The following is a 23221-nucleotide window of genomic DNA, read 5'->3' on the forward strand; positions in this document are numbered from 1 at the left end:
ATCATGATCACGCTCATGCGTCCCGCGGCCACTCTCCTCCTTCTCTTCACGCTCCTCCGGGGTGGCCTATCCGCTCCTCGTGACCGGGCATCGCGCAGGCCGTGTTCCCCGCCCAGGCCAACGGCAGCCTGGTCCGCGCGGACGGCCAGGGTCGTCGGCTCGCGCCTGATCGGCCAGCCTTCGAGGACCCGCGCTACTTCTGGGGGCGTCCGTCGGCGACCGGCGCCCCCCCCTACAACGGCGCGGCCTCCACCGGCTCCAACCTGGGGCCCTCCAACCCGGCGCTGCGACGCGGTGCGGGCCCGGGTCGCGGCGCTCCGCGAGGCGACCAGGCACGCCGCCGCCGGTCCCCGTGGACCTCGTCACGGCGTCGGGCAGCGGCCTCGACCCGCACATCTCGCCGGCGGCGGCGCTCCACCAGGTGCCGCGGGTCGCGCGAGCGCGCGGCTTGACCGAGGCGCGCGTTTTGGCCCTCGTGCGCCAGCACATCGAAGGGCGGACCTGGGGAGTGCTCGGTGAGCCGCGCGTGAACGTGCTGCTGCTCAACGTGGCGCTTGACGACCTGACCCGAACGGGCACTTAGCAGTCGAGCGATGCAAGAGCCCGACGACCGACCCGACCCGACGCCCTGCTCCGCCGCCTGCAGCAGGACGAGGCCCGCGCCAAGCGCGGGAAGCTGAAGATCTTCTTCGGCTTCGCGCCGGGCGTCGGCAAGACGTACCGGATGCTCCAGGTGGCCCGCCAGCTCCGCGAGCAGGGCGTCGACGTGGTCGTCGGGATGGTCGAGGACCACCGGCGGGCCGACACGGCCGCGCTGCCGAGGGCCTCGGCTGCTGCCGGCGCCGCGGTGGCACCGGGGCCGGGCGCTCGAGGAGCTCGACCTCGACGCGGCGCTCGCGCGCGCGCCCGCCGTGGTGCTGGTCGACGAGCTGGCTCACACCAACGCCCCGGGCTCCCGGCACCCCAAGCGCTGGCAGGACGTCCTCGAGCTGCTCGACGCCGGCATCGACGTGCTCACGACCCTGAACGTGCAGCACGTCGAGAGCCTCAACGACGTCGTCGCGCAGATCACGCACGTGCAGGTGCGCGAGACCGTGCCCGACTCCGTGCTCGACCGCGCGGACGCCATCGAGCTGGTGGACATCGCGCCAGAGGAGCTCTTGCGGCGCCTCGAAGAGGGCAAGGTGTACCTGCCGGACCAAGCCCGGCGCGCCTCCAAGCACTTCTTCCTGCGGGGCAACCTGCTCTCGCTGCGCGAGCTGGCGCTGCGCCGCACGGCCCAGCACGTGGACGAGGACGTGCGCGAGTATCGGGAGGAGCACGGCGTCTCCACCACCTGGCCGGCTGGCGAGCGCATCCTGGTGTGCGTGGGGCCAGCGCCCAGCTCGGGGCGCCTCATCCGCGCCGCGGCCCGCATGGCGACTGGCCTGCGCTGCCCCTGGGTGGCGGGCTACGTGGAGTCCACGGCGCTCGACATGATGAGCGACGCCGACCGCGAGCGCCTCGAGGCGCACCTGCGCGTCGCCGAGTCGCTCGGCGGCAGCGTGACGCGGCTCACGGGGCTGCGCGTGTCCGAGGCGCTGCTCACGTATGCGCGTCGCAACAACGTGACGCGCATCATCATCGGCAAGCCCACCCACTCGCGCCTGCGCGACCGCTTGGGGGGCTCATTGCTGGACGACGTGGTCCGCGGCAGCGGCGAGATCGACGTGCACGTGATCAGCGGCGACGACTCGACAGAAGCGCGCGCCCCCGCCCCGCCACCCGTGTCGCCCCGTGTTCCGCCGGAGCACTACCTCGCTGCCACGGCGATCGTGGGCGTCACGCTGGGCATCGCCATGCTGCTGCGCGAGCTGTTCCAGCTCCCCGATCTCGAGATGCTCTTCCTCCTCGCGGTCATGGCGGTGGCCGGCCTGTTCGGGCAGCGGCCGGCGGTGCTCGCGGCGGCGCTCGGGGTGGCCTGCTATGACTTCTTCTTCGTGCCGCCCTTCCACACCTTCAGCGTCGAAGACCGTCGGTATCTGCTGACCTTCGGCATGATGTTCGCGGTGGGGCTGGTGATGAGCGAGCTGGCCACGCGCCTGCGTCGCCAAGAGCGCTTGGCGTCTGGGCGAGAGGAGCGCACCGCTGCGCTCTATGCGCTCACGCGCGAGCTGGCGTCCGCCGAGCAGCCACAGGACATCGCGGCCAGCGCCGCGCGACACGTGGCCAACTCCTTTCGCGCGCGCGTGGTGGTCCTCGCGCCGGCGCTCGACGGTGTGCTCACGCCCCTCGCCGCAGCAGGCTCGGACGCGGCCCTCGAAGCGAGCGACCTGGCGGTCGCAAAGTGGACCTTCGAGCACGGTCAGCTGGCGGGTCTCGGCACGGACACCCTCCCCGGGTCGAAGGCGGTGGCCATGCCTCTCCAGGCGGGGAGCTCGCTCCTCGGCGTGCTGGTGTTGGTCCCCACCGAGCAAGGGGCCCTGCGCGCCGACCAGCGCGACCTCCTCGATGTCTTCTCACGGCAGGTGGCGGTGGCCCTCGAGCGCGCGCGGCTCTCCGAGGAGGCCAAGGCGGCAGCCTTGCGGGCGCGCACCGAGGAGATGCGCTCGTCCTTGTTGTCGGCCGTCTCGCACGACCTGCGCACGCCGCTCGCCTCCATCACGGGCGCTGCGACCGTGTTGCGAGACGAGCCCGACCTCGAGAGGGAGACGAAGTCCGAGCTGGTCGAGTCCATCGTCGATCAGGCCGAGCGCATGGAGCGCCTCGTGGGAAACCTGCTCGACATGACGCGGCTCGAGTCGGCCGGCATCACCCTCCGCAAGGACTGGGTGCCGCTCGACGAGATCATCGGGTCGGCGCTCACCCGCCTCGAGACGCGGCTCGGGGACCGTGCCGTGAACGTGGACATCGCGCCCGACGTGCCGCTCGTGTTCGTGGACCCGGTGCTGCTCGGGCAGCTGTTCCTCAACTTGCTCGAGAACGCCATCAAGTACACCCCGCCCAGCACTGCCATCGGCATTCGAGCCGTGCGGGTCGGCGAGCAGGTCACCATCGACGTGTACGACCACGGGCCCGGGCTCCCTGCGGACGCCGAGGAGGCGGTCTTCGACAAGTTCTTCCGCGGGCCGCACCCCGGCGTGCCGGGGGCCGGGCTGGGTCTGGCGATCTGCCGCGGGGTCGTCAGCGCGCACGGCGGCACCATCCACGCCGAGAACCGGCCGGAGGGCGGAGCGGCGTTCCACATCGTCCTGCCCAGCGGAGGCACGCCCCCGCCCTCTTGCCCCACGCCGGAGGCACGCCATGAGTGACGCGGGCGCGCTGGTGCTGGTGGTGGAAGACGAGCCGCAGATGCGGAGGTTCATCCGGGCCTCGCTGCGCTCCCACGGCTATCGCGTCATCGAGGCCGAGCGCGCGAGCGAGGCGCTGATGCTGATCACCAGTCAGAACCCCGAGCTGGTGCTGCTGGACCTCGGCCTGCCGGACGGCGACGGCATCGACGTGACCAAGCAGGTGCGCGAGTGGAGCGCGGTGCCCATCATCGTCATCTCGGCGCGCGGTCGCGAGGACGACAAGGTCGCCGCGCTCGACGCCGGCGCGGACGACTACCTGACCAAGCCCTTCGGCGTGAACGAGCTGCTGGCCCGCATGCGGGTGGCGCTGCGTCACGCGCAGACGGTCGGAGCCTCGCCGCCGCTGCAAGTGCTGGAGTTCGATGGGTTGACGATCGACCTCGCGCGGCGCGAGGTGTCCCGCGGGGCCGAGCCCATTCACCTCACGCCGATCGAGTACAAGCTCCTCGTGCTGTTCGCCCAGCACGCCGGGAAGGTGCTGACGCACCGCCACATCCTGAAGGAGGTATGGGGCCCGGCCTACGCGACGCAGACGCACTACGTTCGGGTGCACATGGCCGAGCTGCGCAAGAAGGTGGAGGTGGATCCCACGCGGCCGAGGCTGCTGGTCACCGAGCCGGGGGTCGGCTACCGGCTTCGGGATCGCTCCTGAGCGATCGTCTACGGCACCGTTCCGTCCGTGAAGAAGAACAGGCGCATGGTGGTGGTGGCGTCGCCCAGGGTGAACGAGCGCTCGACGGCGATGCCGGGATGGAAGTCGCTCCCGACGAGGCTGTACACGCCGCGTCCCACTTGGAAGCCGCTCACCGCCACGCCGTCGCTGGGGCTGACCGTGTCTCCGCGTCGTCCCGGGTCGCAGGTGTTGATGCTCGCGCGCAGCTCCTCAGCGCGCGTGGCGCGCGAGACCACCGTCACCTCGGCACACACCGGATGCATGCTCGTCAGCAGCGTCTGAAGGCGGGCCTGCGCCGCCTCGATGGCGCGGTAGCGCTGGGTCAGCGGCGTGAGGCCCGTAGCCTCGTCGGCCGGGGCGTCGGCGTCGGCGGGCACGGCGAGCCCAGCGGTCTCGATCTCGCGCCTCAAGGCTGCCTCGAGCGCGGAGAGCTCGGCAGCGCGCAGCGCGAAGGCCTCGCGTGACTCGGCTTCACTCGGGAGCGAGGGACCGGAGGTGCAGCCGATGCCCGCAAGGAGGAGGAGGATGGAGAAGGCGGGCGTGCGCGTCATGAGACCCCGGAGCCTATCAGGGGCGGCACACGTTGCAGAGTGCGAGGCTCAGCTCCCCGCGCTGCGCTGCTCGAGGAAGGCCGAAGGCGTCTCGCCCGTCCATCGCCGGAACGCGCGGCCGAACGCGCTGGCGTTGCCATAGCCCAGCTCCTCGGCGATGGCGTCGAGGTTCACGCGACCGCGCTCCATCAGCGCGATGGCGCGTTCGCGTCGGGCTTCGTCGGCCAGGGCGCGCACGCTGGTGCCGTGTTCGGCCAGCTGTCGTCGCAGGCTGCGCTCGCTCATGTGCATGGCCTTGGCCAGACGGGCGCCCAGAGCCGCGTCGCCGCGCAGGTTCCCCCCGCGCAGCCAGTGACGTGCCCTGTCACGCAGCGTGAAGGCGGTGTTGTTCTCGGCCAGCTGCGCCTGCGCGCGATGGGCGAGCAGCTGACCCAGGCCCGGGTCGGCCGACGCTACGGGCAGCTCCACGCTCGGCAGATCGAAGCGGAAGCCCACCTCGCTCTGGCCGAAGTGCACAGGGGCGCCGAACAGCTCCGTGAGGCCGTTGCCGTGGCGCGGCCAGCGGTGCGTGAACGTGACCGTGCGTGGCGGCGGCGAGGAGGGCGCCACCAGGCGCGTGAAGCGCCACAGCGACAGCAAGAAGTACTCGGCGAACTCCGGCGGGTGAAAGGGCTCGGCGTGCCGCCGGAAGCTGGCGAAGCCGCTCTCCGGTGAGTGCGAGAGGTGTACGCCCAAGCCGTCCACGAGCGAGTTGCCGTAGGGCATGGCGTAGCGTGCGCCCTCGCGCAGGGTGGGCTGCGAGCCCGCTAGGTACAGCTCGAGCGGCAGGCTGCTGGCGTCCAGGCGCTCGGTGGCGCGCAGCGGGAAGCAGGGGTCGCCCGTCTCCTCCATGCAGTACGAGCGCACGTCGGCCCACGTCTCGTACGGGATGCGTCCGTCGATGCGGCCGGCGAGCTCGAGGTCCACGCCCACGCGCTTGGCCAGCAGCGGCAGCTCGCGGCCACGTGCCTCCCACTCGCGGAGGAGTGGCTGCACGAGGCGCGCGGAGATGGAGCTGGGAGCATGCGAAGGCACGAGCGGAGTGTACAGGGTCCGAGACCGAGTCGGAGTCGGAGACCGAGTCCGCTCACCCTTGCGCGATGCGCTCGACTCGGATGGCTCGGTTGGGGCAGTGCTCTTCGGCTCGGTGGGCGCTCTCGAGGAGGGCGGCGTCGAAGGTGGTCAGCACCCGGGCTTGGTCGCCGTCGAGGGCGAAGAGGGTGGGGCTCTCGCCTACGCACATGGCGTGGCCTTGGCAAAGGCCGGGGTCGATGATGGCCTGGTAGCGGGCTTCCGTCGCGGTGGTCGCGTGCTGCGTGGACGTCGCAGTCGGAGCGGGCTCGGCTACGACGGCCTTGGCGCGGGCTCGGCGCTGGAAGCGCACTTTGCAGGGGGAGAGGGGCTGGACGATCATCTGCGTGTAGTCGTCCACGTAGGTGTCGGGGGCGTTGACCAGCTCGAAGTTCCACTCGCGCAGCATGACGGCGAAGATGGCCTTGATCTGGAAGAGCGCGAACGCGTTGCCAGAGCACTTGTGGCGCCCGCCGCCGAAGGGTTGGTAGGCGTTGAGGTTCTTGTCTTCGGCGCGCTCGGGGCTGTAGCGCGTGGGGTCGAAGCGCTGCGGCTCGGGGAAGAGCGACGCGATGCGGTGCGTGACGGGCGGGCTGGCCCAGACCATCTGGCCCTTCTCGATCACGTAGGGGCCCACCTCGAGGTCCTGGCTGACCTGGCGCATGAGCACGATCAGCGGCGGGTGCAGGCGCAGCACCTCCTTCACCACGGACTCGAGCACAGGAATCTGGCGCAGTGAGTGGAAAGTCACCTCGCCGTCATCGCCGTAGATGTGGTCGAGCTCGTCGCGCACCTGCTTCAGCAGCGCCGGCTGCTTGAGCAGCTCCAGCAGCACCCACGCCGCCGTTCCCGAGCTGGTGTGGTGGCCCGCGAAGAGCGCGCCGATCAGCATGCCCGTGATCTCGTTGTCGTTGAGCTTGCTGCCGTCCTCGTAGGTGGTGTCCATCAGGCTCTGGAACATGTCGCTCGACTTCTCGGGCTGCTGCCGGCGCTTCGCGATGATCTCGCTCACCAGCGTCTGCAGGCGCACGCGCGCCTTGTCGCGCCGCCGGAACACGGGGATCGGGAAGTTCGGGTAGTGGTAGGCCAGCGGGTGCACGCCCTGCTCTAGGTCGTGGTAGATCTGAGCGAATTCCTCGCTGATCTCGTAGCGGAACTCGCGCCCCAGCAGGCAGTGCGAGGCCGTCCGGATGGTGAGCTCCTTCATGAAGTCCACCAGCTCGAACTCGCCCTGCTCGCTGCCCCACTCGGCGGCCATGCCGCGCACCTCGTCCACGATCTTGCTGGAGTGGTTGCGCATCGCGTCGAAGCGCAGCGAGGGCATCAACATCCGCAGCTGCTCGTTCTTGCGCTCGATCGGCGCGTCGAAGATCAGGCCTTCGCCGAAGATGGGCGCCATGAGACGGTAGGCCGCACTCTGGTCCAGCTGCTCGTCCGGCGCGCGGTAGAAGGCCTCGCTCGCCACCTCGCCGGTCAGCAGCACGATCTTCTGGCCGAGCATGGTGAACTCCACCACCTCGCCGCCCTCGTCGTGGGCGCGCTGCATGAAGTGGTAGGGGTTCTTGGCGAACGGGATCATGTGCCCGAAGAAGGGCAGCCCGCCGCGCAGGCGCGGAGGGCGCTTGCCGCTCTGCACCTTGCTGCCAGACGGAGTGCTGCTGCGCGGCGTCGCGCTGGCGGCGGGGCTCGAGAGGGGGCTCGCTTGGGTCATCTTCAGCTCGGTCATGGGGCCTCTGGTGGTCGAGCTTAGGCCGGAAGTTGGCGGGGGTAAGCACCCTTTCGGCCACTTCACGCTGTTGGAGCGGCCATCGGCGTCACGCGATCGGGACGGAGCGCGCAGGCGGTCTGGTCCACGCTCGCTGGTGAGCCCTTCCGCTCTCACGGCAATCGCGTTATCAGGAGGAGATCCGACGCCAGCTGTCGTAGGATGGAATGCTCACGCGCCTTGGGCGGCGCGGCGCAGAGGAGGTCTCGACATGGGCAGGATGCAGGGCTGGGTTGGGTTGACGTGTGCGGTGCTCGCGGCGGGATGCGCCACGACCGAGGACGTTCCGACGGACGCTGGCAACGGCGACTCCGGTCCGACCGACTCGGGCATGCCCGGCGCCCTCGTGCCCGTCGACATCCAGGGTGAGGTGCTCCTCGCCAACGGCTATCCGGGCCAGATCCTGCCGCTGTTCCGCTCCGAGATCGGCTCGGGCTCGGCGCTCGGGCGCGTCGAGCTGTTTGCCCGCTTCTGCTCGGACGCGGCGTGCGCCACCCCGCTCGCCGTGGTGCCGCTCGTGATCGACGGCGCGGACGCCAACGGCCGCTACGTGCTCGCCAGCGCCAGCACCGTGGGCGAGGGCTTCGCGAAGCCCTTCACCATCACCCAGGCGCCGCTCGGCGCTTCCTTCGTTCAGATCATCGGCGACACCGAGTTCAGCGTGACGGCCGGCCTCGGCGAGTGCTCGACCACGGCCAACTGCCCGGCGGACTTCGATGTGATCTCCATCGATGGCTTCCAGGTGGGCCAGAACGTGGACGGGACCACCGCGCAGCCAGGCCCAGACACCATCGCCATCAACGTGGCCAGCAGCGGCGCGAGCCTCACGCTCGCTGACACGTTCTACCTGGGCCACCTCGCCTTCGACCCCGGGCCGCTCGATGACGCCGCCCCGCCCGACGACGGCACGCTGCTGCTGGCCATCTCCAACGCCGCCGACAGCTACCGCAACCTGATCGGCACGGTGGACCTGAGCAACGCGAGCGCCACGCCGGGGGCGCTGACCACCTCGTACATCCTCCAGAACAGCGGAAGTGACTTCCTCGGTGACGTGTGCGGCATCGTGCGCGGCGTGGGGTCCGCCTACGCCATCGGCGTCGACAACACGGGCACGCACATCTTCGAGCTGTCGGCCACCACGGGGGCGCAGGTCTCGGATGATCCGATCGTGACCATCCCGCCCACCGACATGAGCGACCCCAGCACGTACGCGCGCCCCTGCCGCGGCGTGTTCGGCAGCGTGAACGGCGTGGACCACCTCTACCTGGTCCAGTTCTCGGGAGCCGGCGCGCTCGAGACCTCCTACCCGTTTCCGTTCTACGACGTGGACGTCACCAACGGCACGTACACCACGCCCATCACCGACACCGACTACGCGCTGCGCGCCATCGCCATCGACGGCACCTCGCATCTCTTCGCCGTCGACATGAGCTGGTCGAAGGACTCCGGTGACAACATGGTCGGCTTCAACCGCATCCTCGAGCTGACACGCGACAGCAACGGGCACGTCACGGGGATCGCCTCCACCACCACGACCAACCTCGAGTCCGATGAGCCCTGCGGCGCCACCAACAACTGGCCCTCCGGCGCGGCGGTGGTCACCATCAACGGCGCGTCGGCGCTGGTCGTGGGCCACAACACGGGCGTCGCGGTCTACAACCCGTCCACACTCGTGCAGACCTCCAACCTGCAGCTGCCCGGCTTCGGCCAGCTCTTCGCCGAGCTGGTGCCGAGCCCAGACGGCAACCGCCTCTACGCGCTCCCGCAGTGCAAGGCGCTCAACACCGCCACCACCTTCGAGCTGCCCTACGCGCAGACCACCGAGAACGCCGACACCAACCTGGTGGCCATCCTCGACACCACGGGCAGCGCGCTGGCCGTCGCCAACACCACCATCGACATCGACGCCGACGGCACCAACGACCACGGCATCGACCTCGATTACTGGTTCCTGAAGCGCTACATCCGCGACCACAGCAGCACCCTGCCCATCCCCCCGGTGGTCTTCACGGGCCCGCAGCTGGCGGTGGGCACCAGCATGTTGTTCGTGCGCGGCAGCGGCATCCAGGGTGACGGAACACCCAGCCAGATCTCCTCCTCGGGTCTCGGCCAAGTGCAGGACATCGGCTTCTTCAGCCTGGCCACGGGGCGCGGCGTCCTGTTCGGCGACTACATCCCGTGGACCGACGGTCTGAGCTCCGAGGCCGGCACGGGCACGGGCATCTGGGGCTACGACGTGCACGCCGGCCAGGAGTCGTCGGTGGGCGCCGTGTTGTACCTTCCTGCTCCATGAGCGAAGCGCGGGACACGAGCCCGGTCGAGCGGATCCTCGACGCGACCGGGCGTGTCATCGCGGCGCGGGGCGTGGCCAAGGCGCGCGCCGGAGACATCGCCGACGAGGCCGGTCTCGGGCGCGCCACGCTCTATCGGTACTTCGCCACCCGCGAGGACATCTTCGTGGCGTACGCCGAGCGGGAGATGGAGCGCTTCCTTGCCGACCTGCTGGCGGCTGCCGAGAAGCAGCCTACGCAGCGCGAGCGTGTCATCGAGGGCGTGGCGCTGGCCGTGGAGGGCATCGCCGCGCGCGCCACCATGGCGCCCTTCTTCGAGCCGGAGGCGCTGCCCATCGCCGCCATGATCCCGGGGCGCAGCACGCTGCTCCTGCCGCGCGCGCTGGCTGCGTTCGACCGGCTGGTGGCCGCTCCCCTCGGGGGGCAGGCGCTCAACCCTGCGCTCCACACCGTGGCGTTGGCCGAGTGGTTGGTCCGCATGATCCTCTCGCTGGCCATGATGCGCGGGCCCAAGCGCAGCCGCAGCCAGCTGCGTGCGTTCATCGGAACGCTGCTCAGCACGGAGCCGATCTTCCTGCAGGCGGGTCCCGCGACACCGCCTCCTCGGGGCGGCGGTCGTGTGAGACAAAAATAGAAACTTGTCTTGCGAACGCTCTCTGGGCTGGGCAGGCTGTCTGGTGAGGAGTCCACCATGATCATGTCCACCGCGCTTCCCAACGAGACCCAGCCGCTGCGCTACGACCCGTTCGAGGTGGGCGACATGCCCGACCCGTATCCTCTCTACGAGCGGCTGCGCGAAGAGGCCCCGCTCTATCACCACGCCGCAGGTGACTTCTGGGTGCTCTCGCGCTTCGACGACGTCTTCCGCGCCACGCGTGACTTCACCAGCTTCTCCTCGGCCCGCGGGCTCACCTTCATCCGCGACGAGATGAAGCTGCTGGGGCTCGCGCCCACCTTCATCATGATGGACCCGCCGCAGCACACGGCGCTGCGTCGCCTCATCTCGAAGGGCTTCACGCCCGACCGCGTGTCGGGCCTGGAGCCTCGCATCCGCGCGTTCGTGCGAGGGCGCGTGGACCAGCTGGCGCAGCGCTGCGCGGTGGGTGAGACGCCCAACGTGGTGGACGAGTACACCTCGCCGCTGCCCACCTTCGTGCTGGCGGAGCTGTTGGGCGTGCCACCCGAGGACCGCCCACGCTTCGACCCGTGGTCGCGCGCCATCACCAGCGCCTCCATGGAGCCCGAGCCCATGGGCGCGGCCGTGCACGCGGTGGCGCAGCTGTTCGGCTACTTCGTGCAGCTGCTGGAGCGCCGCCGCGTGGAACCGGGAGACGACATGCTGTCGGCACTGCGGGCTGCGGAGATCGACGGCCAGAAGCTGAGCAACTGGGACCTGCTGGGCTTCTGCTTCGTGTTCATCGCGGGCGGAAACGACACCACCAACCACATGCTGGCCAACGCGCTGGTGCGCCTGCAGGAGCACCCCGAGCAGCGCGCACTGCTGGTGGCCAACCCCGAGCGCATCGGCCCCGCCGTGGAGGAATTCCTGCGCTTCGACGCGCCCGTGCAGGGGCTCTCACGCACGCTCACGGGGGACCTCGAGCTGCACGGACAGCGCCTGCGCGAAGGGGCCAAGGTGCACCTGCTCTATGCCAGCGCCAACCGCGACCCACGCCAGTACGGCGAGCGCGCGAGTGAGCTGGACGTCATGCGCGACGTGCAGCGCCACATGAGCTTCACCCAAGGGCCGCACTTCTGCATCGGCGCGCACCTCGCCCGCATGATGGGGCGCATCGGCCTCGAAGAGCTGCTGCTGCGTTTTCCCGAGTACAGGCTGGATCTCACCGGGGCGGTCCGCACCCGCTCGGCGTTCGTGCGCGGGTTCGACGTGCTGCCGTTCCACGCGGCGTGAGCTCCGCAGGCCCCGCTCGCGCGCCCCACTCACCGCTCTCCACCGTTCTGTCGGAACGGACTTGACGCCTCCAGGGCACTGGGCTACTCCTTAGTCGAAAGTGAAAATCACTTTCAATATCATTACGGAGTTGAAGACTAGAATGACCTTCGGACGGAATGCGCTCACGGGTGGGGCTCTCTTGGCAGCGGCGGCGCTGGCTGGGTGCGGCAGCGACGGCGGCCCCAGCTTCGACCCCATCACCACCGGCAGCGATGTGGTCCTCACGGAAGCCAACGACCTGCGTGGCCTCATCTTCGCAGCCAACGGCAGCATCTACGGCGCGGGCTTCACCAACGTGAACCCGGACGACCAGCAGACCGTGGTGCTCCGCACGAGCGCCGCTGGCGCGCTCGACAGCACCTTCGGTGAGGGCGGCGTGGTGGTGCTGAACCTGGTGCAGGGCAACGAGCAGGCCCTCGCGCTGGTGGAGCTGGCCAACGGCGACGTGGTGGTGGTGGTGAACGTGAGCGACGAGCAGGGCGGCGAAGACATCCCGGACGTGGACGGCGGCGACCCCGTGCCGCGCCCCAACGGCCAGGACGTGGTGCTGGTGCGCCTCGACAGCAACGGCGACCCCCGCGCCACCTTCGGCACCGACGGCGTGCTCCCCGTGAGCTTCGGCTGGGCCGCGGCCGACGACGCCAGCTGGCCCGTGCCCACCTACACGGCCAGCAACCCCGAGGCCTCGCGCTTCTCCGGCGCCGGCTTCCCGAACGACACCGCGTGGGACCTCCAGCTCGACACCTCGGGCGCCTCCGAGCGCTTGGTGGTCTTCGGCATGGGGCCCGCCGCGTACTCCGCGTCCGGCACCCAGCGTGTGGACATGGACCGCTACATCGTGCGCCTGAACGCGGACGGCACGCCGGACGCCAGCTTCAACGGTGGCGAGAACTTCACCTTCCACACCGAGGGCACCCTCGGCGACAACGCGCGCCGTGGACTGGTGGAGCCCGACGGCTCGATCGTCAGCTCGGGCTACACGAACTTCGGCGAGGGCTTCGACAACCACGTGGTGCTCATCCGTCTCCTGCCCAACGGCACCGTGGACACCTCGTTCGGCTTTGGCTTCCCCTCGGCGCGCCCGGGCGCCACGCGCTTCAACCCCTACATCGCCGACGGCGGTGCGGCTGAAGCCTACGGCGTGGTGCGCCTCTCGGACGGTACTTACGTGACCACGGGCTACGGCGCGGTCACCGGCGAGGGGACGGCCTCCACCCTCGGCTACGAGACCACCCTGGCTCAGGACGTGGTCATCTTCGGCCTCACGGCGTCCGGGCTGGTGCCGGATTTCGGCAACAACGGCGAGCTCGCCATCCAGAGCGAGGCGCTCGACCTCGAGACGGACGAGGACCGCGGCCGCGCTCTCGCGGTGCTGCCGGACGACCGCACCGTGCACGTGGGCCGCTTCGGTGGCGCGGCGGCCATCTTCGTGGTGCGCCCCGATGGGACCCTCGACGAGACCGTCGGCGACGGCGGCCGCATCGTGTACGGGGCCAGCGCGGTGACTGCCCAGTTCTTCAACGTGGCCGTCTCGGCCGACGGCACGCGCATCGCAGCCGCCACCAACAACGACGCCAACGGCGTGCGCTTGGTCACACTCGAGGTGGGCGCGGACTGACTCACCGCGTACTCACCTGACGCGCCCGGAGGTGGTGGGCTCCTCCTCCGGGCGCGTTCTCTTTTGAGCCGCGTTCCATGACCGCAGGCGCTCTGTCTGCGGCCATGCCGCCCCGCTCGCACGTTGTGCGCTGGCTCCCTGCCGGCTAGAGCAGGGCATGGACGTCGTCAGCGTGGATGCCCTCACCCGTGCGGTGCTCGATGCCGGCTGGCCTCACAGCGCGACCCTGCCGCTGGTGAGCGCCGTCGCCGAGGCCTACAGCTCACCGCCGCGTGCTTACCACGACCTCCGCCACATCGAGGAACTGCTGGGCTGGTACGAAAGGGTGCGCACGCAAGGGCCTGGCTGGCGCGCTCCCCATGATGTCCTGTGTGCCGTGCTCTACCACGACGCCATCTACGTGGCGGGCCGCTCGGACAACGAGGCGCGCTCGGCGCAGCTGGCGGTGGCGCAGATCACGCGCTTCGGTTTGCCCTGCGACGCCCCGCGCGTGAGCGCCTTGATCCTGGCCACGGCGCGGCACGGATCGGAGCTCATCGACGACGCGCAGGACCCGGACCTGGCGCACTTCCTCGACGCCGACATGGCCATCCTGGGCGCGCCGCCTGCACGCTTCGATGCCTACGAGCGCGCTATCGCCACCGAGTACGCGGCCGTTCCCAGTGAAGCCTTCCGCGCCGGGCGTGGGCGCTTCCTCACGCGCCTGCTGGCGCTCCCGCGCCTCTATCAGACGTCGTTCTTCGGCTCACGGCTCGAGTCCACCGCCCGCGCCAACTTGGCCCGCGCGAGCGCTGCGCTGAACGACTGACGTGCCCCGCTGAGGCTGGCTGCGGCAGCGGCGGGGCGGTCACCTTGGGACCCACTCTCGTGTGCGCCCGAGCCCGAAAGGCTCGGCAGGTCACTCTCGGGCAGCGTCTTGAGCAGCGTCGGCGCGCTGCCGTCACCCACCCCGAGCAGCAGGGTCTCTCCGTCCACCTGCACCAGCACCAAGGCGTGCCGCGCGTCGAGTGGCGTGCGCTCCAGCACCCGGATGCGGCCGCCGCCGCGCAGCATGCCGCCCCGCGCGAGCCCCCGCAGGACCACCCACGCCAGCACCGAGACGGCCAGCAGCGCCAGCACCGCCTGAAGCAGCGCGGCGCCGTAGCCACCCGTGATCACTGCGCGGCGTCCAGCTCGATGCTCTGGAGGAGGATCTCCGCGATGTCGAGCTGCTTGACCGAGTCTTCCTTCTCTTGGTCCTTGAGGCCGTCGGTGAGCATGGTGGAGCAGAAGGGGCAGCCCGTGGCGATGGTGCTCGCGCCGGTGTCCAGCAGCTGCAGCGTGCGCTTGGTGTTCACGCGCTCGCCGTGCTCCTCCATGAACATCTGCGCGCCGCCGGCGCCGCAGCAGAGGCCCTTGCTCTTGTTCCAGTACTCCACCTCGACCAGCTCCACGCCGGCCTTCTCCAGCACCTCGCGCGGGGCGCTGTAGACGTCGTTGTAGCGGCCCAGGTAGCAGCTGTCGTGGTACGCGACCTTGCCGCCCACCTTCTTGGTGGGCGTGAGCTTGCCGCGCGCGATGAGCCCGTTGAGGAACTCGCTGTGGTGCACCACGTCGTAGTTGCCGCCGAAGTCGCTGTACTCGTTGCCCAGGGAGTTGAAGCAGTGCGGGCACGCCGTGATGATGGTGCGCTTGCCGTTCATGCCGTAGCCGTTGAGCGTCTCCACGTTCTGGGCGGCCAGGGTCTGGAAGAGGTACTCGTTGCCGCCGCGGCGCGCGGGGTCACCCGTGCAGGTCTCCTCGGTGCCCAGGATGGCGAAGTTCACGCCGCCCTGCTTGAGCAGCTGCACGGTGGCGCGGGCCACCTTCTTGGCGCGGTCGTCGAAGCTGGCGGCGCAGCCCACCCAGTACAGCACCTCGGCGTCGGGCGTGTCGCTCATGAGCGGCACGTTCAGGCCGTCGGCCCAGTCGGCGCGGTCCATGGCCGAGATGTTCCACGGGTTGCCGTTGGTCTCGATGCCGTTGAACGCGGTCTGCAGCTGCGCCGGGAAGTCGTTCTTCATCATGACTTCTTCGCGCCGCATCCCGATGATCTTGTCCACGTAGGTGATCATGACCGGGCACTGCTCTTCGCAGGCGCGGCAGCTGGTGCAGGCCCAGATGACGTCCGGGTGGATGATGTTGGGCACCAGGTCCACGACCTGGCCGCTCTGGAAGTAGCCACCCTCGGGGGCCGGCGGGTTGGCGCGCATGGGCTCGGTGCCGTCACCCGTGGCAGCCGCTGCGGCCGCGTCGTCCTTCGGGTCGGTCACGGTATCGCCCTTGCCGAACATGGCCTCTTCGGTGTCGTAGAGGTGGTCGCGCAGCGCCAGCGTGAAGTGCTTGGGCGAGAGCTTCTTGTTCGTGATGTAGGCCGGGCAGTTGTCGCTGCAGCGCCCGCACTCGGTGCAGGTGTAGAGGTCCAGCAGGCCCTTGTACGTGAGGTCCGTGATGCGGTTGATGCCCAGCGTCTCTTCGCGCTCGACCTTGCCCTCGATGTCCTGGACCGTGGGCAGCGCGTTGTGGCGGCGCTGGTAGGCGAAGACGTTGGGGATGACCGTGATGATGTGGAAGTGCTTCGAGAACGGGAGGATGTTCAGGAAGATGAGCACGAACGCCGAGTGCCACCAGAAGCCCACGTGCTGGAGCACGGTGAGCGGCGCCTGGCCGAGCTCGGCCCCGGAGAAGGCCATGGCCAGCAGCGAGCCGAACGGCTCGTACCAGGCCCAGTGCGTCTCGGCCCCCGTGGCGGCGTTCAGGATGGAGAGCGACGCCCCCACATAGAGGAAGTCGGCCACCATCATGGTGAAGATGATGCCCAGGATGACGTTGGGCTCGTTGCCCAGGGTCATACGCGCGCCGCGCTGGCTGTACTTGGGGTCGCCATGGTCCACGCCCTTCTTCACCAGGCGGATGTACCAGAAGGCGAGGGCGCCCAGGACTGCGGCGCCAGCGGCCAGCTCCTTGATGAGCGAGTAGCCCTTGCCGAGGATGTGGTCGGTGCTGAGCAGACCCCAGAAGTCGAAGGTGGGGTCGAAGCCGCGGCCCCAGAGCATGATGCTATTGAGCAGCAGCACCTGGAACGCCATGAAGATGCCGACGTGCGCCAACCCCGCGAGGGTGTAGTTGGGCATCTTCTTCTGGAAGAACGCGAAGATCATGAGCGTCTTCGTGCGGTCGAAGAGCTCGCCCGGGCGCGAGAGATCGAAGTCCGGATCAGGGACGCCGACCTTCAGCTGGCGGATGCGGCGCTTGGCGCTCCACGAAAAGAAGCCCAGGGTGGTCAGTAGGACCAGCGTCATGGCAATGGGGCTCATGGATCTCTTGCTCCTGTAGTCCCCGGCTCGCGGCTCGGGGCTGTATTGCGTACCCCACCCGTCCACGCGGACGGTGACTCGGGGGCTAGTCGGGTTCTAGAAGTGGACCGAACCCGTGTCAAACCCGCCGCCGGCAACAAGCGTCACCAGAGCGCCCGGTGGGGGCTTCTTCAGCGCGGCAGCTTGGCGTCGAAGAACGCCTTGAGCTTCACCAGGTTCTTCTCTTCGCGGGAGAAGCTGGGGGCTTCGAAGCCACGGACGAAGTTGCGCACGTCGTCCACGAAGGACTGCTGGGTGCTTTCGTCCTCGAGGATGTCCTGCACCGAGCGGCCGCGGGCGGCGCCCTTGCGCAGGCCCTTCACGTACGCCTTCAGGCGATCGTAGTCCTTGCCCAGGAACTCGCGGATGATGTCGCAGTCGTTGGCCAGGCGGCCGAGCGAGCGCATGCGGTCCGCCGGGACGCCGCTGATGTCCCCGTCGCTGGCCAGCTCGGCGGCCACACGCAGCACGAACGCGTCGTCCAGGTAGCCGATGTCGTCGATGCCGTCCGGGATGAGGTCGAGGCTCTTGAAGAGGTAGTTCACCCCGCCAGCGATGCACTCTCGCGCTTCGTTGGAGATACCAGTGACCGGCACGAGCTCCACCAGCTCCGACGCGTCCTCCCCGAGGCCACGCAGCCACGCCGGGAAAAGGTCAAGGTACTTGGTCTGATCGTTGTCTTGGCTCATGGGGACGCCCTTTATCCTGCTCGTGTCGTGCCGAAGCTCGGGCGATGATAGAGAACACTAGCGTGATGAAGCAAGGACTACCCGAACCCCGGTCGACGCATTCCTGGACGCTGGCGCGCGCCGCCCAGCTCGGCCTCGGGCTCTCCGTGTTGGGCCTCGTCGTCGCTCCGGGCGGCGCCGTGGCGCAAGAGAGCGCGCTGGTCATGGTGGCGGACACGGGCGGGTTGCCACCCGAGGAGGCGCGTTCGGCCTTCGCTGCGCTGCTGGCCGAGCTGCGCACGCGACACCCCTCGAGCGATCTCCGGGCGGACAGCGCGCGCGCCCCCGCCGAGGCGTTCGTGGCCTGCGAGCTCTCTCGCTGTCGCGCTTCGCTCATGCTGCGCTGGCATGCGTTCGCCGTGCTGATGGTCACCTTCGTGGCTGGCGAAGCCGGGTCCGGGCAGCCCCCGCACGTGCTGCTGGACGTCTACGACGCGGGTGGCCAGCGCACCGCGAACGTGGCCATCGAGCTGGTGGCCGGCGAGACGGGCTCCTACCGCGACGCCCTCCGGAGGGGCCTCGAGTCGTTGTCGCTGCCGCACCCCACCTTCGCACCCCTGTTGGTGACTTGTGACGTGGCCGGTGCGCGGGTGTTCGTGGACGACCGGCCTCTCGGCGTGGTGCCCCTCGGCGTGCTGCGCGTGTCGCCGGGTCGTCACCGCGTGCACGTGTCCGCGGCGGGCCACGTTTCGCACACGCAGACCGTGGACGTTCCTCCGAGCGGCGCGCGCGTGGACCTTCGCCTGCAGGCGAGCGGGGCGCCATGACGCGCAAGCCGCACGCCGTCCTCAGTGCCGCGGCTGTCCTCCTCTGGGCTGTGAGCGCGCTGGGCTGCGCAGCCAGCACGCCGCACGTCGCACGCGCCACGGAGGAGGGCGGGGTGAGCACGGGCCCCTACGTCTCGCCCTACCAGTACGAGCACTACCTGCGGGGTGAGCTCGCCCTGGCCTCCGGGCAGCCGGCGCAGGCCGCCCGCGAGTTCGCCCTGGCACGCACCGGCTCGGCCGACGACGCGTGGCTGCGGGCGCGTCACGCGCAGGCGCTCACCGACGCGGGGGAGTGGGAGCGCGCCGGTCGCGTGCTGGACGACTCGCTCGTGCGCTTTCCGCGCTCGCTCGAGCTGCACCTCACGCGTGCGCGCTGGGCGGAAGGGCAGGGCCGCGAGGAGGCTGCGCTGGCTGCGCTCATCCAGGCCGAAGAGGTGTCTCGAGGCGCGCCTGCGGGCGCACTGGCGCACGCCGCCTTGCTTTCGCGCCTAGGGCGTGACGCGGACGCCGAGGCCGTGCTGGACCGCTTCTTGGCGCGCAGCCCGCACGCTCACGCCTACGCGGCGCGGCTCGAGCTGGCGCTGCGGCGGGCACAGCTCGACGTGGCCGTGCAGGTGGTGCGCGCGTGGTCGGAGCACCCGCCCCGAGAGCGTGCGGCGCTCCGCCGTGTCGCCGCCCTGGCGCTCGAGCAGGGGCGTCCCGAGCTGACGCTCAGCTTGTTGACGGCGCCGACGGGGCCGGAGGAGCGCCTGCTGTGTCTGCGCGCGCATGCGCAGACGGGGCGCTATGCCGAGGCGGAGGCCGAGCTCGCGCTGGTGCGCGACCAGGACGTGGGCGGGCTCGAGCAGCGCGCGTCGCTCTACCTGCTGGTGCGCCGCGCGGACGTGGCGCTCGAACTGCTGGGCGAGATCGTGGCACGGCCCGAGGTGGCCACTCCTGCCCAGGCCCTCTTGATCGGAGCCTGCCTCTTGCAGCGGGGTCAGCCTGCCGACGCGGCGGGCTGGTTCGCGCGTGTCCCGTCCGACTCCACGGACGGCAACGCAGCGCGCGAGCAGCTGGGCCGTGCGTTGCGCGCAGCAGGCCTCCCGGCGCTGGCCGCCGAGGTGCACGTTCGCGCCGCGAACGGCTCCGAGCGCTAGACGGGGCCGCACCCGGCCCAGATCCCTAGTACTCGCCGAAGAGGTCTTGGATGCGGACGTCCAGCGCGGACGCGATCTTGTAGAGCGAGCTGATGCTGGCGCTCGACTCGGCGCGCTCGATCTGGCTGAGCAGCGAGACGCTCAGGTTGGTGCGCCGGGAGAGCAGCTTGAGCGTGAGCCCAGCGTCCTTGCGGAGGCGGCGGATGGACTCGCCGATGACCTTGTGGAGGTCCTCTTCCGGCGTCCGGGAGAGACCCTTCTTCCGGAGCACGCGCTCGAGCACGGCGCGGAACTCGTCCGGGTTGAAGGGCTTCTTCAGGTAGTCGACCGCGTCCAGCTTCATGCTCTGGACGGCCGTGTCGAGCGAAGGATAGCCCGTGAAGATGACGACAGCGATGTCCTTGTCGATGCGCCGGACGCGCTCGAGGACCTCGACGCCGTCCATCTTGGGCATCATCAGATCCAGTACCAGCAGATGGTATCCACCCGCTCGTACGGTGTCTTCCACGGCCTGCGGATCGTTCAAGGTCGTGACCTCGAAGCCATCCGCCGTCAGGAAGGTCTCCATGAATTCACAGATGGCTTTGTCGTCGTCGACGACCAGCACACGGACTTGTTGGGGCAGCTTCGGCATAGTTACGTTCCCGTAAGGCTGGCCCAAACCCTCGATTGGGCCAACTATTTTTCGCTGCGGGAGGAAATGGTCGGGGCGAGAGGATTCGAACCTCCGGCCTCACGGTCCCGAACCGTGCGCGCTACCAAACTGCGCTACGCCCCGTTTGAGCCGGGCGGAACCTAGCTCCCGGCCTTGGGGCTGTCAACGAATGAAACGAAATACTTGGTAGGCATCTGCGCTGCTTTCCACGCCGCTGGTCCACGGGCCGATTCGCACCGCGCCGTCGTCGTCGGCCGCCACGCAGGAGCCCTCCTCGAAGGGCAGCGCGCGCAGCCCGAGCGCCGCGGCACCGCGTGCCACGGCAGCACCCTCTTCCATGAGCGGAGAGCACACCGCGTACACCAGCACGCCGCCGGGCCGCAGCAGGCGGGCCGCGTTCGCCAGCAGTCGCCCCTGGAGCTGGCCCATGCGCGCCGGATCCTCGGGCGTGAGCCGCAGCAGCAGCTCGGGGCGCCGATGGAACGTACCGGCGCCCGTGCAGGGGGCGTCCAGTAGCACGCGATCGAATTGCCCCTCGAGCCCGGCGCAGCCCACCTCGAGGTTGGCGCACACCAGCTCCACCTCGGTGTCACAGCCCACCCGGCGCAGGGCCATGGGGATCTGCTCGAGGCGCGCCTCGTGGAGCTCGATGGCGCTCACGCGCCCCTCGTGGCCCACCGCCTCGGCCAGCTGCAGCGTCTTGCCGCCGCGGCCCGAGCAGGCGTCTGCCACCCGCTCACCGGGCTGCGCGCCGACCAGCGCGCCCACCAGCTGCGAGCCGATCTCCTGGACCACGAAGTCCCCGCGCTCGAACCCGGCGAGCTCGCGCGGGTCACCCACGCGCCGCGCACGCAGCGCCGTGGGCAGCGCGGCGAGGCGCTCGAAGACGTGGCCGGCGAGCTCGCGCGCCCCGTCGGCATCCTCAGCGTCGCTCTCGAGCGCGGGGCTGGTCTCGGGTGCGGCAGGACCCGCCGCGAGGGCTGCCAGCACCGCGCTCACATCGCGACCCGCAGACACCCGCAGATCGAGCGGCGGGGGCAGCGGGCGCGCCTCGATCAGCGTGGCGGCACGCCCCCGCCCGAGCGATGTCTCGAGCGCGCGCTCGAACCAGGCCGGCAGCGCCACGCGCGTGGGCGGCGCCGGGTGCTCGGGGCGCTCCTTCGCGAGCCCGCGTAGCACCGCGTTGACGAAGCCCGCCACGCGCTGGCCGCGCGCCTCGCGCACCGCGTTCACGCTGGCGTTCACGGCGGCGTGCGGCGGCACCCGCGAGAGGTGCTGCAGCTGATAGACACCCACCCGCAGCGCGGCGCGGGTGAGCGCGTCCACGCGGCCAGAGCGAGAGAGCCGCGCCTCGATGCGCGCGTCGAGCGCCGGCAGGGTGCGCAGCACGCCGTACACGATCTCGGCGCAGAGGGCGGCGTCCCGTCCGCTCACGCTGCGCCGCTTCAGCTCGGCATCGAGAGCGCGGCTGGCCCACGCTTCCTCTTGATCCACGCGACGCAGCACCTCGATGGCGATGGCGCGCGCGTCCGGGCTCAGGGGGCGCTGCTGGTCTCGGGGAGATCGGGGGTGTCCGGCCATAGGCGCTCGATGTCGTTCTTGAAGGCGATCGCCATCATGAGCAAGAGCAGCACCAGCCCCACCAGGCCGGCTTGCTCGCGGCGCCGTCGCGAGATGGGGCGCCGCAGCACCGACTCCACCAGGAAGAAGAGCAGGTGCCCGCCGTCCAGCATGGGGATGGGCAGCAGGTTGAGGATGCCGAGGTTGACGCTGACGAAGGCCATCAGGCGCAGGTAGTCGCTGGTGCCGGCCTGTGCCGCGCGGCCCGTCTCTTCGTAGACGCTGATCGGCCCGCCGATGGACTTCACGGTGATGCGCCCCTGGAACAGCCGCAGCAGCGAGTACAGCGTCAGCTCCACCATGCGGCGCGTCTCGTCCACCGCCACGCCGGCTGCGTACGCGAGCGCGTTGTCGGGCGCCACCGCTGGCAGGATGGTGACCGGGCGGAACCCGTCGATTCCGATGACCACGCGGTCGTAGCGCTCTCCATGTGGCGTGATGCCCTGCGCGCGGGGGAGCACCACGCGCCCCTCGTGCAGACGATCGCCGCGGCGCCACTCGATGTGGTGCTCGCCGCCCTCGTGGCTACCCAGCAGGTCCACCACGTCGGCCCAGGCACGCACCACGTGACCGTCCACCGTGATGATGCGGTCTCCGGGCAGCAGCCCCATGCGGTGCTCCGCCGAGCCCGCGCGCACGTACGCCACATAGGTGGCGGCGCTCTCGAGGCCCACGCGGTGGAGCGCATCGCCGGCCCCTGGCGGCGCCACCAGTGAGGTGAATTGCGGGCGGTACACGTCCAGCTCCACCAGCCCGCCGAGCGCGCCCTCGAGGCGCTCCGGGCGCAGCAGGGTGACGGGGATCAGGGCTTGTGTCCCGAGCGGCCCGCGCGCTTGCTGGAGCGTCTCGATGCGCGTCCCGCCCAGCCCCAGGATGCGGTCGAAGGTGCGGATGCCCGAGCGCGCGGCCACGCTGGCTGGCGAGGTGACCCCCACGATGGGCAGCGGGCTCGCGGGGCTGATGCCCACCAGGCCCACGCGCTCCACCACACCCAACTCCGGGATGCGAGGGCTCTCGCCCGGGGCGGCCAGCAGCACCTCGGCCCAACGCTCGCGCTCGCCCCGTGGGCCGGTGCCGCCGGGCTCGCGCTCCACCTCGAAGACCACCAGCTCGCCCGGGTGCTCGCGCACGATGTGAGACACCGCACTGAACGTGGACACCGGCTGACCGTTCACGGCGACCACGCGGTCGCCCGGCAGGATCAGGCCGTCTGCCGGCATGCCCGGGCGCACGGAGCCCACCTCGGACGGCGTGAGCATGGCGTCTGCCCCCAGCGTGACGAAGAAGAACAACGCCAGGGGGAAGAACAGGTTCATGGCGGGACCAGCCAGCACGATGACCACGCGGCGCCAGATGGACTGCGCGAAGAAGCTGCGGGGGCGGTCTTCCACGCGCACGTAGTCGCGCGGGCTCTCGCCCAGCATGCGCACGTAGCCCCCGAGGGGCAGGATCCCCACGCGGTACACCGTGTCGCCCCACTTGAAGGAAGCGAGCGTGGGGCCGAACCCCAGGCTGAACGTCTCCACCTTGACCCCGAAGAGCTTGGCCCAGGTGAAGTGGCCGAGCTCGTGGACGAAGATCAGCACTCCCACGAGCATCACGAAGTAGACGAGGTTCATCGAGGCGGCGGCACAGAGGGAACGA

The 23221-nt window shown here is 70.1% G+C and carries 17 protein-coding genes, 1 tRNA gene and 2 pseudogenes; 10 read left to right on the forward strand and 10 right to left on the reverse strand.

Annotated elements, in window-relative coordinates; all coding sequences use genetic code 11:
• The first annotated feature begins 3 nt into the window (after positions 1–3).
• The 3 genes and pseudogenes from kdpC (at position 4) to IPI43_18565 (ending at position 3984) form a co-directional block, all read left to right on the forward strand.
• Positions 4–583, forward strand: a pseudogene (kdpC, locus tag IPI43_18555) (potassium-transporting ATPase subunit KdpC).
• Positions 584–628: 45 nt separating this feature from the next.
• Positions 629–3290, forward strand: a pseudogene (locus IPI43_18560) (sensor histidine kinase KdpD).
• Positions 3283–3984: a response regulator gene (locus IPI43_18565; protein ID MBK7776104.1), complete on the forward strand. Its 702-nt coding sequence runs from the start codon at positions 3283–3285 to the stop codon at positions 3982–3984. Before IPI43_18560 ends, IPI43_18565 begins: the two are co-directional and overlap by 8 nt.
• An 8-nt stretch (positions 3985–3992) precedes the next feature.
• Here the strand turns inward: IPI43_18565 and IPI43_18570 are convergent, their stop codons facing one another.
• From IPI43_18570 to IPI43_18580, 3 genes are read right to left on the reverse strand one after another with little or no spacing between them, the layout of a single operon-like run.
• Entirely contained in the window at positions 3993–4556 is a 564-nt protein-coding gene (locus IPI43_18570; GenBank protein MBK7776105.1) for a hypothetical protein, read from the reverse strand.
• A gap of 48 nt (positions 4557–4604) precedes the next feature.
• The gene (locus IPI43_18575; GenBank protein MBK7776106.1) at positions 4605–5630 is read right to left on the reverse strand and encodes an AraC family transcriptional regulator ligand-binding domain-containing protein; all 1026 of its coding nucleotides are present in this window, start codon (positions 5628–5630) and stop codon (positions 4605–4607) included.
• 52 nt (positions 5631–5682) lie between these two features.
• Entirely contained in the window at positions 5683–7377 is a 1695-nt protein-coding gene (locus IPI43_18580; GenBank protein ID MBK7776107.1) for a cytochrome P450, read from the reverse strand.
• Between the two features lie 265 nt (positions 7378–7642).
• Between IPI43_18580 and IPI43_18585 the strand changes: the two genes are divergently transcribed.
• From IPI43_18585 to IPI43_18605, 5 genes are all read left to right on the forward strand, one after another.
• A complete protein-coding gene (locus tag IPI43_18585) occupies positions 7643–9724 on the forward strand; it encodes a hypothetical protein (protein MBK7776108.1) in 2082 nt (693 codons plus the stop codon).
• Positions 9721–10356: a TetR/AcrR family transcriptional regulator gene (locus tag IPI43_18590; GenBank protein ID MBK7776109.1), complete on the forward strand. Its 636-nt coding sequence runs from the start codon at positions 9721–9723 to the stop codon at positions 10354–10356. The genes IPI43_18585 and IPI43_18590 overlap by 4 nt, the downstream gene beginning before the upstream one ends.
• 63 nt (positions 10357–10419) lie before the next feature.
• Positions 10420–11634 (forward strand): cytochrome P450, encoded by a 1215-nt coding sequence (locus IPI43_18595; protein MBK7776110.1) that lies wholly within the window; start codon positions 10420–10422, stop codon positions 11632–11634.
• A 142-nt stretch (positions 11635–11776) separates the two neighbouring features.
• Positions 11777–13294 carry a hypothetical protein gene (locus IPI43_18600; protein ID MBK7776111.1) on the forward strand — a complete coding sequence of 506 codons (1518 nt, stop codon included), beginning with the start codon at positions 11777–11779 and terminating at the stop codon, positions 13292–13294.
• A gap of 226 nt (positions 13295–13520) precedes the next feature.
• A complete protein-coding gene (locus tag IPI43_18605; GenBank protein ID MBK7776112.1) occupies positions 13521–14102 on the forward strand; it encodes a hypothetical protein in 582 nt (193 codons plus the stop codon).
• Here IPI43_18605 and IPI43_18610 read toward each other — a convergent pair.
• The 3 genes from IPI43_18610 to IPI43_18620 all read right to left on the reverse strand — a co-directional run bounded on the left by IPI43_18610 (position 14021) and on the right by IPI43_18620 (position 17357).
• Positions 14021–14452, reverse strand: a complete 432-nt coding sequence (locus tag IPI43_18610) for a flagellar biosynthetic protein FliO (protein MBK7776113.1) — start codon at positions 14450–14452, stop codon at positions 14021–14023. The genes IPI43_18605 and IPI43_18610 overlap by 82 nt on opposite strands.
• Positions 14449–16629 (reverse strand): (Fe-S)-binding protein, encoded by a 2181-nt coding sequence (locus IPI43_18615; protein MBK7776114.1) that lies wholly within the window; start codon positions 16627–16629, stop codon positions 14449–14451. The genes IPI43_18610 and IPI43_18615 overlap by 4 nt, the downstream gene beginning before the upstream one ends.
• Positions 16630–16799: 170 nt before the next feature.
• Positions 16800–17357 (reverse strand): DUF1232 domain-containing protein, encoded by a 558-nt coding sequence (locus IPI43_18620; GenBank protein MBK7776115.1) that lies wholly within the window; start codon positions 17355–17357, stop codon positions 16800–16802.
• A 65-nt stretch (positions 17358–17422) separates the two neighbouring features.
• Between IPI43_18620 and IPI43_18625 the strand changes: the two genes are divergently transcribed.
• Together IPI43_18625 and IPI43_18630 are read left to right on the forward strand one after the other, a co-directional pair.
• Complete coding sequence (locus tag IPI43_18625) at positions 17423–18163, forward strand: PEGA domain-containing protein (GenBank protein ID MBK7776116.1); 741 nt, start codon at positions 17423–17425, stop codon at positions 18161–18163.
• The gene (locus IPI43_18630; protein ID MBK7776117.1) at positions 18160–19302 is read left to right on the forward strand and encodes a tetratricopeptide repeat protein; all 1143 of its coding nucleotides are present in this window, start codon (positions 18160–18162) and stop codon (positions 19300–19302) included. Before IPI43_18625 ends, IPI43_18630 begins: the two co-directional genes overlap by 4 nt.
• Before the next feature lie 25 nt (positions 19303–19327).
• On the opposite strand, the gene IPI43_18635 is transcribed toward IPI43_18630, so the two are convergent.
• The 4 genes from IPI43_18635 to IPI43_18650 all read right to left on the reverse strand — a co-directional run bounded on the left by IPI43_18635 (position 19328) and on the right by IPI43_18650 (position 23196).
• Positions 19328–19936, reverse strand: coding sequence for a response regulator (locus IPI43_18635; GenBank protein MBK7776118.1), 609 nt, complete (start codon positions 19934–19936; stop codon positions 19328–19330).
• A gap of 67 nt (positions 19937–20003) precedes the next feature.
• Positions 20004–20080, reverse strand: a tRNA-Pro gene (locus tag IPI43_18640).
• Positions 20081–20119: 39 nt separating this feature from the next.
• Positions 20120–21538 (reverse strand): hypothetical protein, encoded by a 1419-nt coding sequence (locus IPI43_18645; GenBank protein MBK7776119.1) that lies wholly within the window; start codon positions 21536–21538, stop codon positions 20120–20122.
• A complete protein-coding gene (locus tag IPI43_18650) occupies positions 21493–23196 on the reverse strand; it encodes a site-2 protease family protein (protein ID MBK7776120.1) in 1704 nt (567 codons plus the stop codon). Before IPI43_18650 ends, IPI43_18645 begins: the two co-directional genes overlap by 46 nt.
• Between the last annotated feature and the right edge of the window lie 25 nt (positions 23197–23221).

The organism is Sandaracinaceae bacterium (assembly GCA_016706685.1).
Classification (GTDB): domain Bacteria; phylum Myxococcota_A; class Polyangia; order Polyangiales; family Houyiibacteriaceae; genus JADJJE01.